This window comes from Hymenobacter seoulensis, from assembly GCF_054780535.1.
This window is the reverse complement of the sequence record NZ_BAAGWD010000003.1, coordinates 345163-357210: the sequence shown is the minus strand read 5'-3', so window position 1 is coordinate 357210 and position 12048 is coordinate 345163. Positions and strand designations below refer to the sequence as shown.

The window sequence follows — 12048 nt, the reverse complement described above, 5'->3', positions numbered from 1 at the left end:
ATATCGGGGAGAGAGAACTGGCGGCGGAATGGGTAGCAACCGGCTAGCCTCGGCCAAGGTTATAACCGACTAGCGCGCCAGCCGGATGCCAGTAAACTGCCAGCGCTTATCGGCATGGAAGAAATTGCGGTACGTGGGGCGGATGTGGCTTTCTGGGGTGGCGCAGGAGCCGCCGCGCAACACCAGCTGGTTAAGCATAAACTTGCCGTTGTATTCGCCCAAGGCGCCCGGCGCCCGCTCGTAGCCGGGGTAGGGGTGGTAAGCAGAGTACGTCCATTCCCAAACGTCGCCGAGTAGCTGGTGGCAGCGGTCAGGGGCAGCAGCAGCAGGTAGCGGCTGCGGATCGTAGAGGCCACTTTCCAGGAAGGTGCCGGCAGCGGTGGTGGCATTGAAATGGCGGGCGGCAATTTCCCATTCCTGCTCAGTGGGCAGGCGGCCGCCGCGCCAATGGGCGTAGGCATCGGCTTCATAAAAGCTCACGTGCGTGACGGGCGCGGCCATATCTACGGGCACCAGGCCATGATGCGTAAAGCGGTGCCAGCTGCCCTGTTGTAATACCCAATACAGCGGCGCCTCCCAGCTGTGTTGCTGCACTAGGTCCCAGCCTTCGCCCAACCAGTAATGGAAGTCGCGGTAGCCACCGTCCTCCATAAACTCCAGGTATTCAGCGTTGGTTACTAGCCGGTTTTGCAGCTCAAAGTCGGCTACGTAGGTGTCGTGCGGCGCTTGTTCATTATCAAAGCAGAAGCCATCGCCTTCATAGCCAATTCGGTGCATGCCGCCCGGAACAGGCAGCCACGTAGCGGCCGGCGCTTGGTGGCTTACGGCCGGAGCCGGGGTTGGCTGGTAGGCCGGAGCTAGGGGGCTGGTGCTCAGAATGTACTTGATATCAGTAGTCAGCAGTTCTTGGTGTTGCTGCTCATGCTGCAAGCCTAACTCCAAAAGCTGCTGAAAGCTCGGTGGTAACGTATCCTGCAGTGCCAACAGCCGCGCCATGTGCTCATCCACGTAGGTGCGGTAGGCATACACATCCTGAAGCGGCGGGCGCGAAAGCGTGCCCCGGTCGGCGCGGTTTACCCGCGAGCCCAGGGAGTTGTAGTAGGAGTTGAACAGGAAGGCGTAATCCGGATGAAAAACGGTATAGCCTGGCAGATGCTCGCGCAACAGGAATGTCTCGAAAAACCACGTGGTATGGGCCAAATGCCACTTGGGCGGGCTCACATCAATCATGGGCTGCACCACAGTATCCTCCGGGAGCAATGGCCGGCACAAGGCCTCCGACTGCTGCCGCACGGCCTGAAAGCGGGCCAAGGCGGAGGCCGTTGGGTTGAGGAGAACAGCGGGGCTAGGAGTTGAAACCGAAGGCATAACGAAGGGTGCTGGCGTGGAAACGGAACACAATAGTAACGGCAAAGCTGGCTAGTAGTTTATAGGCAGCGCGTACTAACCTCATCAGTACGTGTTTGTCGTAACTGTCGAGTATTACTACTGACTAGCTGCTCCGTAGTAGTTGGTATTTTACTATATAAACCTAGTTTTTTCCTGCTTATAAATCGGGTTTAGAAATCTGGCGGCGTACATTCCTTACACATCTGAACGTAAGCATCACTCCCCTCAGACTTTATTGCCGAGCTATGAACACGAAATCAGCCAACCGCACCTCTGCCACCGAGCCAACTGTAACCAAGCGCCCCCGCGGCTTTGCTGCCATGGACCCCGCCACGCAGCGCCGCATTGCTAGCGAAGGCGGCCGGGCCTCGCACGAGAGTGGCCGTGGCCACCGCTTCACGTCCGAGGAAGCCCGCGCAGCCGGCCGCAAAGGTGGCCAGGCCAGCCGCACCCGCACCAACGAGAGCCCTGCTGCCCAATAAGTAACGCCTAGGGCTTGCTGGCCAAAAACGTGTAAATGGTTTGGCTGTTAGTACCGCGCCGCTCCTGCCCCTAAACTCGGGGCAGGAGCGGCGCTGGCGTTTGGGGCCGGTGCTTCAAGCCGCGGCCGCGTATATTGCCGGTCCACTCTCCGTATCTGCTCTGCCTGCGCCTGTCTATGCTTCAGCTTCGCCTTTCCCGTCGTGTTCTGCATTTCAATTTCCCGGCCCGCACTTCCCGTGGTGCCCTTACGGAACATGTAGCGCACTACCTGCACCTGCACGACAGTGCCCAGCCACAGCTGGAGGGGTTGGGAGAGGCCGCACCCCTAGTAGGCCTGAGCCCTGACTCACGGGACGATTTTGAGCAAACACTGGAAGGGTTTGTGCGGGAGTTTAACCGGCGGCAGCTGCGAGAATTGCTGCCCGAGGAAGCAGCTGCCCTGGTTGGGCCCGAATGGCCCGCCCTGCGGTTTGCCCTCGAAACAGCTGCCCTCGACTACCAAAATGGCGGGCGGCATCAGCTCTATGATAATGCATTCAGCCGCGGCGAGGCCGGCGTGCCCATCAACGGGCTGGTCTGGATGGGCGATGCGGCGTTTATGCGCCAGCAGATTGAAAAGAAGCTAGCGGAAGGTTACTCCTGCCTGAAGCTGAAAATTGGGGGCCTCGACTTTGCCTCGGAGTTGCAGTTGCTTCGCGAAATCAGGGCGGTGGCGGGCCCTGAGCGCCTCACGTTGCGCGTAGATGCCAACGGTGCCTTTGCCCCGGCCGAGGCCCTAGGAAAACTGGCCCAGCTGGCGGAGTTTGAGCTGCACTCTATTGAGCAACCCATTCAGGCGGGGCAGTGGGAGGCCATGGCCACCGTGTGTCAGCTTTCGCCAGTGCCTGTCGCTCTTGATGAGGAGCTTATAGGTATTACGAAGCCTAGTGAGCAGGCACACATGCTGGATGAGGTAAAACCAGCCTACATCATTCTCAAGCCGACGCTGGTAGGTGGGCTAGGCGCCAGCCTGGAGTGGATTCGGCAGGCCGAAGAGCGGGGTATAGCGTGGTGGCTCACGTCTGCGCTGGAGTCCAATGTGGGTTTGAATGCCATTAGCCAGCTGGCGGGTTCCTTTGCGCAGCCCGGTTTCCCGCAGGGGCTAGGCACCGGCCAGCTCTACCACAATAACCTAGCGGCGCCCCTGCATATTCGGCAGGGCCAGCTGCACTACGACCCATCTGGTCAGTGGGAAGAGCCAGGCTAGAAATATTCCGCTAATAGTGCTCTATTCCGGCAGCCACCCGCTCTTAGAATTTCTATACTGAGCGGAACACTGAATGCAAATTTTGGTTAACTTACGAAGGACGCTTCGTTGTAGCCATGTTATTGCCCGCCAGGATCTTTTCGCCGTTTTTGGGCCGCGCCTGTGCGGGGTGGCTGGCCTTGATACTGCTCCTGATGCTAGCGGCGCCTGTGCTGGCTCAGCCCAATTTATTCCAGTTTCGGGACGCCAAAAAGCAGCGCATCAGTATGCCGTTCCTGATGCAGCGCAATCTGATTGTGATTGAAATTCGGCTGAACGGAAAAGGGCCGTACAATTTTCTGCTCGATACCGGAATCGGCAACTCATTGATAACAGACCCGCGGTTGCGAGAGGAAGTAGGGCTAGCCATAGGCGCCCGCTTTTTCGTGACCGGAGCCGGCAGCGAGGAAAATCCGCTGGAAGCTTACCAGGTCAGCAACGTTGCAGTTAACCTGACAGAGGGTATAAGTGCCCCCAACATGTCGTTTCTAATGCTTTCCAACGATGTGCTGAACCTATCGGGCTTCGTAGGCATGCCCATTCATGGCCTGTTGGGGTCTGATGTGTTTCGCAGCTTTGTGGTGGAAGTTAGCCCCGAGCGGCAAGAGCTGACCTTTCATAACCCTACTACTTTCAAGGCGCCGCGCGGCCGCCGATGGGTAAGCCTGCCCCTGGATATGGAAGGCCGCAAATCGTACGTGACGGTGCCCGTGCAGGTAACCGATTCCCTGAAGCTCCCACTGCGCCTGGTGCTGGATACCGGCGCTGGCCACGCCCTGTCGCTGGAGACTACCTCTGATCCTCGTCTGCAAGTGCCTAAGGCGCGGCTGCGTACCCAGTTAGGACGAGGCCTGAATGGCAGCATCAACGGGTATTTGGGCCGGGTAAAAGGCATGCAGTTGGGGCGCTACTGGGTGCCCACGCTGCTCTCGTCGTTTCCGGATGCTGCCGATGTGGCCCAGCGTGCCGATGCGCCCCGCAATGGCAACCTGGGTTTTGAGCTGCTCAAGCGCTTTGATATTGTAATCGACTACGCGCACAACCGGCTGATGCTGCGCCCCAACGTTACGTTTCACGACCCGTTTGAGCACGACATGTGCGGGTTTGATGTGCTGGCCAGCGGCCCCGACTATCATCGCTACCACATTCTGCGGGTAGAAGCCGGCAGCCCGGCGGCCCAGGGCGGGCTCCAGGTAGGGGATGAAATTCTGTCTGTCAACCTGATGCCCGCCGAGATAGTTACCCTTAACCAACTGACGCGCCTGCTGCACTCGGCTGATGGCAGGGCGCTGATTTTTGTGGTGCGCCGCGCCGAGTCCGGCGAATTATACACTACTACCATCCGCCTGAAGCGGCAGATCTAGCGGGCTTAGTATAGTTGGGTTACCTCATGTTTGAGGGCTAGGGTTCACTTTACGCGGAACCCAACGTAAAACCTGTATCTTGAATCCCGCCCTTTGGTTTTCGATCAGGAGCCTGCTCTCTCTCTATCCCGCCCACTCCCGTATGCCGCTGGTTTCTGCTTCATCATCTGCTGCCTTACCCCATATGCCACCCGCCCTTCAGGCAAATCAGCATATCTACTCCGAGCATTTTGATGAAAACTTCGTCGAGACCCTCGACCGGAATATTCTGCAGCTGCTGGACCGGGTGTGGTTTCGGTCCAAGCTAGTGGGTTTTGAGAACTACCCCCTGCGCAACAACCCCGAGCGGCCGCTGCTATTTGCCTCTAACCACTCGGGCATGGCCTTTCCCTGGGATGCCATTGTGGCCCTCTCGCACCTGTGGCGCTTTCTGCCCGATTTAAGCCATCTGCCTAGGCCGCTTTCCGCGCCCATGCTCTCGCAGTCGGTGCTGATGAACCCGTTTCTGGTCAAGAACTTCTGGAAGAAAGCGGGGTGCGTAGATGCCACCACGCTCAACTTCGAGACGATGATGTACTACAACGACCACAACCTGATGCTGTACCCGGAGGGGGTGCCGGGCATCGGGAAGGGGTTTAACCGGAAGTACAAATTGCAGCGGCTGGCCACCAGCATCATCCGGCTGGGCATCCAGCACCGCACCGATATCATTCCGTTCTATACCATCAACGGCGAGTATCTCAACCCCTACACCTACAGTTTTGAGTGGATTAATCGGCTGAGCAAGAAAATCGGGATTCCGTTTCTGCCCATGGGGCCGGTGCTGCTGCTGGTGCTGCTGCAGCCGTGGTTTTTCTATATGGCGTTTCCGGCCAAGCTTACGTTTGTGCTGGGCACCCGCATTAAGCCCTACGAACTCACCGATAAAACCACCGACGAGCTAACCCGCGCCGACTACGAGGTTCTTTCAAACCAAGTGCGGGAGCGAATGCAGGGCGAAATGGACCAGGCCGTGCAACAGTATGGCCAGGAACCCTACCAATGGCGCGAGCTGTGGCAGCGCATCAAGGAAAACTGGCGCTATTTTCCGTTTTTCCTGCCTTGGGCCTGGCCGGCGCTATTTCAGGAGTTTGAGCGCCAGTACGTGCGCCACGGCCGCCGCGACTTCGACCTGGACCTGCGCAGCCCGGGTACGTATTGGCGCATGTTGTGGCGCAATCCGTTTACCCTCACCTTCTTTATTCCCGTATTAGGCTGGATACCTATTGCTATTCGGGGGTACAAAGGGCACCGACTTGGTAAAAAGCCTGCCTCGACTCCGGCGCAATAAACCTCTCTGTTGCCTATGGCAGCTGCCTGGCGCTTGTGCGGCAGCGCAACGGCCTAGCTTTCCGCTCCTGTTCTGCACTTCCCACCGCTTTTTTCATGCCCTCTACCCAGCATTTGCTTCTAAAGCAAATCCTTACTTCTGCCACTGGTCCGCTGGCTCGCAAGCGGCCACGCCTGCCGGCCATGCGACTGGCGTTTGAGCTTTTTTCCCTAGGTCAGTTGATGCCCTGGAACGTGTTTATGGAAGATGCTGACGTAGATGGCATGCCCGCCGAATGGATTCGGCCCGCTGAGGCTACTGCGGAGCGCGTTATTCTGTATCTGCACGGCGGCGGCTACGTATTGGGCTCCTTGAACACGCATCGGGCCCTAGTAGGCAGCTTGGCCCAGCGGTGCGGCGTTACGGCTCTGGCCATCAACTACCGCAAAGCCCCGGAGTATCCGTTTCCGGCAGCCCTGGAAGATGCGCTCCTGGCGTTCCATTGGCTGTTGCGGCACGGCTACGCGCCCAGCAACATCATCGTGGCCGGTGACTCGGCGGGCGGTGGCTTGGCCCTGTCGCTGCTGCTGGCCCTGCGCGAGCGGGGAGAGGCTCAGCCAGCCGCAGCCATCGGCCTTTCGCCTTGGACCGACCTAGTGTTGCCGACCAGCGTGCTGCGCCGGGTGTGCCACGAGGAAAGCCAGGTGCTGGAGGCGCTGGAAATCCGCAGTTGGGGCCCCCTATATGCTGCTGATACACCGTTGGCCCATCCACTGCTCTCACCGGTACAGGCTGAACTGCACAACTTGGCGCCATTGCTAATCCAGATTTCAGATGCTGAGGTGCTCGGCGACGATGTGCTGTTGTTTGCCAAAAAAGCCCGCGCTGCTGGCACCCCCGTTACGTTGCAGGTATTTGAGGGGCTAGTACATTGGTGGCACTTATTCTGGCGGTTTCTGCCCGAAGCGCGTACTGCCCTGGACCGAGTTGCCGACTTTACTAGAAACGTGTGGGCAACTCCCACTGCCCACGTAGTTTCAAAGGCGGCCTAAACTAATATCAGCCGTAAGCGTTCTGAAGAAAAAGGTATAGGCTATAAAAAATATACTCTCAGGTTCAACTATATAGCTGCCTTTTCGTAGGTTTGTTCAAAGTAGTCGGCTTGCATACTATTTGCTGCTGCGTGCGCTGGCTTTCCGTAGTATCCTCACCTAGTCTCACCCTAATTTTCTAACCTCTCAGCCCCATGGAAGATCTGTTTAAAAAGTTCATCAATGCCGGCGTCGGCTTTGTGTCCCTGACCAACGAGCGGGTTCAGGGCACCATCGACAAGCTGGTGAAGGAAAGCAAACTGTCGGAGCAGGAGGGTGCCAAGATTATGGACGACCTGAAGAAAAACACCGACGCCAAGCGCAAGGAGCTGGAAAAGCAGCTCCAGGGCCTTTCATCGAAGTTGATGAAAAGCGTAGGGGTAGCGCCGAATGCCGATGTGGAAGAACTGAAGCGCACCGTAAAAGGCAACGCGAAATCAAGCTCGTCGTCGGCAAGCTCGTCGGCTTCCGCCAAGGGCAGCGCTAGCTCATCTAAAGCGGCAGGCTCCTCTTCAGCTAAACCTGCAGCCGCTAAGGCCAGCGCTACCAAATCGGCTAGCACTGCTAGCAAGTCTACGAAAGCTTCGGGCAGCACAGAAAGTAAAGCCAACAAGACGGCCGCTAAAAAAGCCATTTCGCCCAACGACAACACTTCTAGCAGCGGCAGCCAGCTTTCCTAAGCCACGTTGCGCTCGGAAGGCACCTCGTAAGCTGCCCAATCAAAACCCCGGTCCGCTCTGTGGCTGGGGTTTTTTGTATGCAGGACCCTAGTAACCGGCGCCTAGCGCAACCCAGCCGATAACCTGCTAATTTGGCATCAGGCTCAGCGGTTGCCATTGGCTTCTGATTGTTCAATCCGTGCTTCATGTTTAAGAACACCATTTCCAACATTGCGCGCATCCGGCAGGTAGCTGAGGTGCTGATTCGCTACGGCTTTGAGGATGTAGTGACCAGCACGGCCCTGCGCCGGCTGGTGCCGCAGAGTCGACGACGCTCCTGGCAGCAGGGCGAGCAGCCGGTGTTCGAAACCACGCGCTGGCAGCGGATTCGCATGATTATCGAGGAGCTGGGGCCTACGTTCATTAAACTAGCCCAGGCCCTGAGCAACCGCGCCGACTTGCTGCCCCAGCCGCTTATTGATGAGTTCGAGAAGCTGCAAAGCAATGTGCCGCCTTTCCCGGTAGCGCAGGCCCGCAAGATTATTGAGCGGGAGTTGGGCCGGCCGTTGGAGGAAGTATTCACGGATTTCGAGGAAGTACCGCTGGGCTCGGCCAGCATTGGGCAGGTGCACGCGGCTCGGTTGCTGACCGGCGAAAGGGTAGTAGTGAAAGTGCAGCGCCCCGATGTGCAGGAAAAAGTACGAACCGACTTGAGCCTGCTGCACGAGCTAGTACGCCTTACTGCTCCTTTCCTGCGTCGCCAGGGCCTGAGCAACCCCCAAGACATTGTGGATGCCTTTGAGCGCAGCATGATGAAGGAGCTCGACTACACCTCCGAGGCGCGGAGCATGGAGCAGTTTCGGAAGCTGTATGAGAGCTACGAAACCTTCTACATCCCGAAGCCTTACCGGGAGTTGAGCACCAACCGCATCCTAGTAATTGAGTACGTGAGTGGCTGCAAAATCACGGATAAAGCCCAACTGCTGGCATGGGGCCTCAAGCCCGATAAAGTGGCCGAAACCGGCATGGATATCTACCTGACCCAGATATTCGAGTTTGGTGCCTTCCACGCTGATCCACACCCTGGCAACGTGCTGGTACGCCCCGATGGCACTATTGTGCTGATTGATTTCGGGATGGTAGGTCGACTGACCAAGCAGCAGAAGTACGCGTTTGCGGGCGTGTTCATTGGTATGGCGCGCCAAGATCCGCGCAGCATGGCCCTCAACTTCCGGCGGCTGGCCCTCACCTCCGAAATTCCCGATATGCGCGCCTTTGAGGCCGACCTGGCGCAACTGATTGAGGATTTCGCCTCGCTCGATGTCAAGGAAATGAGTATGTCGGATCTGGCCGACGCGTTGCAGGGCATCATCTACCGCTACAAGCTGCAAGTGCCCGGTGCCGTCTTCCTGATTCTGCGGGCCCTCGTGATTCTGGAAGGCATTGGCAAAGTGCTGCACCCGTCCTTCAACACCTTTGAGTTTGTACGGCCCTACGGTGCCCGTATCATTGCCGAGCAGTACTCGGCCGAGAACATCCAAAGCGAAGCCCTTTATACCGGCACCCAACTCCTGGCCCTCGTCCAGACCCTGCCCACCGATGTGCGCCAGATCATGCGCAAAATCTCGCGTGGCGATTTGCGGCTGCGCGTAGAGCTCAGCGGCTACCACCTGCTCATGCGCAAAGCCGATCAGCTCGTGAGTCGCAGCATTCTGGCTGCCGTTGCTGTAGCCATGATTTTGTTCGCGGGCCTGAGCTTACTAGGCAAGTACCCGGCTTCTATGCCCTACCACCGAGGCCTGCCCATGGTGACGTGGTATAGCCTTGGCGTAGCTGCGTTTCTGCTTCTGATTCTGTTTATCCTAGGCACAAAGGAAGACCGGCGAAGAGAGTAGCAGTTTTCGATATATAGTAACTGAAGCAAGGTATAAGCACCTTGTGCACTCAGCATATCTGGTCTGAAAGATATATTTTAAAGTCTTATATATTGGTTATTTATAGGTCTGAATAATAGCGAGTTGAGTATTTTTGTGGCGTAGTTGAAAAGTCTGATTTCATGAACGATTGGGGTTTGCTTGCTTGCTAAGAGCTAGCAACTTGCTGCTGCCTTCCGGATAGTAGGGGGCTAGAAGTAACCGAACCCTTGTATGAAATCATTGAACCTTAGCCTAGTAGGCCGTTGGCTGGCCGCAACCCTATTAAGCTGCTTGCTAGTGCCCGCCATGGCGCAATCAACGGAGGAGCAAGAGTCGTTTGAAACGCAAAAGCGCCTTACCGTAGGAGTAACCAAATTTGCGGAGGCGGGCAGTGCGCTTAAGCGTTTTATCCGCGACCAGGCTGCCCGGGTGCAGAAGCAGGAAGAAACTCCAGATCAACTCACAGCTGAGTTTGTGTTGCCAACCCGGGCTCTCCCAAGCCTCGATTCATTGACGGCCACGCTGGGCTACGTGCTCGAAAATAACCTCAATGTGCGTACGCTGGCTCCGCGCTTGTTGGAACTGCAAGCAGACGAGCAAACCGAAGCAGCCCAACTTAAGCGGGTAGAAACCCAACTCCTCAACACCAAACTGCCTCAGGACGAGCGCGCCACGTTGCAAAGCCAAGTGGAGCGCCACGAAACGCGGCTGCGGCAGTTGCGCCAGCGCCAGCAGTTGCTAGCTAGCCATGGAGGCCAAGCCTACGTGACCCTCCGGCTTTATGATGAGGTTACGTTCCCGACCGGCAACCGGAAAGTGAGCTTCGTGAATATGCCTGGCGTAGAGTATAGCTACATGCGCCTCGATAATCCTAAGCTGGGGCTCACTAGCTCAGCGTACCAGGGCTACGCCATCAAGTATCTGTTTACACGGGGTAAAAGCTATTTCAACTTAGGAGTATATAAGCCCACCGAGAAAAATACTACCGATGCTGAGTTCGTGAATGAGCTGTTTCTGATCAACTTCGGCCAGGACTTTTACCCGCGCAACTTTGGCCGGGGCCGCCGCCGCTACCTAAACCTCTATACTAGCTACCAAGTGGGCGGCTTCATCCTGAACCGCAACAACGACAAGGCCAATGACTTTATCCCAAATCTGAACCTAGGCCTGGGAGTAGAGCTGCTCAAAACCCGCCACGTGCTATTCGACACCAAAGCCAGCTACTTTGTGCCCCTCAACAGCCGCAGCCGCGACCTGCGTGGCCTACTCGGGCAGGCATCCTTCAACTTTGTGTTTTAGTGGATCCCTGCACGAGATAGGGCACTTTACTGGAGCCTGCAGAGATGGCTAGAAAGCAACTCCAAGATCAAGGCGGAATGACGTGTGGGTGGGAGTTGTGTCGTAGTAACCGCTACTATCAATAATATGGTCTGCCCGGGCTTCAAGGGAGAACGTTGGGAGTGAGGGCCGTTGAACAAGCAAGCCTAGTCCGGCAGTACCACCTACGCTGTTGGTACTCGGAACCTGAAACTGCCGACGGGTGGCAGTCGGTTTGTCAGAGTCCTGTAAAATCTCCTCGGTTTTACGATTGAAATTCAAGCCGTAAACCGGCCCCGCATTCAGATAAGGACGTAGGCTACCATGCCCAATGGTATAGCGCAACAGCAGCGGGAATTGTAACTGGGAGTACTTTACAGATACGGCCCGGGTAGTAGTATAACTAGCATTACCATTGTAAATGTTGATCGGCGCGTACTCTCCCCGAATAGCGAGGTACACGGCCTCAATCTGTAGTGAAAACTGCTTTCTTGAGCTTACATTCATAAACACACCGCCCTGATAGCTAAACGGTGCCGTATAGGTAGCACTCGACGGGAAGCCGGGATAATTCAGTCGCGTGGTATGTACACCTCCTTTTACCCCGAAATATGTTTGCAGGCCACCGGGTTCGGCTATCTGTTTGGCCGTCTGCTCAGGGTAGCGGCACGCGTTGTACTCCTTCACTAAGCGCGTTAGGCCGTTGTAATTGTAGAGGTAGCGGCCTTCGATTTGGCTGTAAGCGAAATCAAGGCTGGGGCAGCCGGGCAATACGCGCAGATAGGTAAGGCGAGCAGTAGCAGGCGGTACTTCTACTATGTAAGCCGAATCATGCGGCTGTATGTAAAAGCGCTTTTCACCCAACGTATTTTCACCTGAAAACAAGCTCACTGGGCCCAAAACTAAGGGAGTAACAAACCGAGCTTCGCCCTGCGGACGGCCTACTGCTTGGCTTACTCCCCACACACCGTTGGCGTCGCCGTAGCTAGTCACATCGGTTGCAGAAAAGTCTGCTACAGATTGGTTGGGGCGGTGCAGACGGATCGTTTGGTTTTGGCCTCCGGTTATGCTAATCCTTCCGCGCAGCGTATCTCCTTTAGAAGTTACTAGGTAATGGTTTTCACTGGCACGTTGAGCTAGGGCTGAGAGCGAAGTAAGCCCTAGCATTGCTGCTATAAAATAAGCCTTCATGTAAAAAGTAAAAGTGTTGTATAAAAGTTCGGGTCAGGTAGGAG

10 protein-coding genes are annotated in these 12048 nt (G+C 56.6%); 8 read left to right on the top strand and 2 right to left on the bottom strand.

The window, feature by feature from the left end; translation table 11 throughout:
• Positions 1-69 precede the first annotated feature (69 nt).
• Positions 70-1368, bottom strand: a complete 1299-nt coding sequence (gene egtB / locus ACYVHC_RS15125) for an ergothioneine biosynthesis protein EgtB (RefSeq protein ID WP_460614609.1) — start codon at positions 1366-1368, stop codon at positions 70-72.
• Between the two features lie 266 nt (positions 1369-1634).
• Here egtB and ACYVHC_RS15120 point away from each other — a divergent pair, with 266 nt between their 5' ends.
• The 8 genes from ACYVHC_RS15120 (at position 1635) to ACYVHC_RS15085 (ending at position 10795) form a co-directional block, all read left to right on the top strand.
• Positions 1635-1871 (top strand): KGG domain-containing protein, encoded by a 237-nt coding sequence (locus tag ACYVHC_RS15120; RefSeq protein WP_460614608.1) that lies wholly within the window; start codon positions 1635-1637, stop codon positions 1869-1871.
• Positions 1872-2047: 176 nt separating this feature from the next.
• Positions 2048-3118, top strand: coding sequence for an o-succinylbenzoate synthase (locus ACYVHC_RS15115; protein WP_460614607.1), 1071 nt, complete (start codon positions 2048-2050; stop codon positions 3116-3118).
• 116 nt (positions 3119-3234) lie between these two features.
• Complete coding sequence (locus ACYVHC_RS15110; protein WP_460614606.1) at positions 3235-4521, top strand: aspartyl protease family protein; 1287 nt, start codon at positions 3235-3237, stop codon at positions 4519-4521.
• 184 nt (positions 4522-4705) lie between these two features.
• Complete coding sequence (locus tag ACYVHC_RS15105; RefSeq protein ID WP_460614605.1) at positions 4706-5851, top strand: lysophospholipid acyltransferase family protein; 1146 nt, start codon at positions 4706-4708, stop codon at positions 5849-5851.
• Positions 5852-5946: 95 nt separating this feature from the next.
• Positions 5947-6882 (top strand): alpha/beta hydrolase, encoded by a 936-nt coding sequence (locus ACYVHC_RS15100; RefSeq protein ID WP_460614604.1) that lies wholly within the window; start codon positions 5947-5949, stop codon positions 6880-6882.
• A gap of 194 nt (positions 6883-7076) precedes the next feature.
• Positions 7077-7601: a phasin family protein gene (locus tag ACYVHC_RS15095; protein ID WP_460614603.1), complete on the top strand. Its 525-nt coding sequence runs from the start codon at positions 7077-7079 to the stop codon at positions 7599-7601.
• Positions 7602-7786: 185 nt separating this feature from the next.
• Complete coding sequence (locus ACYVHC_RS15090) at positions 7787-9475, top strand: ABC1 kinase family protein (protein WP_460614602.1); 1689 nt, start codon at positions 7787-7789, stop codon at positions 9473-9475.
• A gap of 252 nt (positions 9476-9727) precedes the next feature.
• Entirely contained in the window at positions 9728-10795 is a 1068-nt protein-coding gene (locus ACYVHC_RS15085; RefSeq protein ID WP_460614601.1) for a hypothetical protein, read from the top strand.
• Between the two features lie 48 nt (positions 10796-10843).
• On the opposite strand, the gene ACYVHC_RS15080 is transcribed toward ACYVHC_RS15085, so the two are convergent.
• The gene (locus ACYVHC_RS15080; protein ID WP_460614600.1) at positions 10844-12004 is read right to left on the bottom strand and encodes an outer membrane beta-barrel protein; all 1161 of its coding nucleotides are present in this window, start codon (positions 12002-12004) and stop codon (positions 10844-10846) included.
• Positions 12005-12048: the final 44 nt, after the last annotated feature.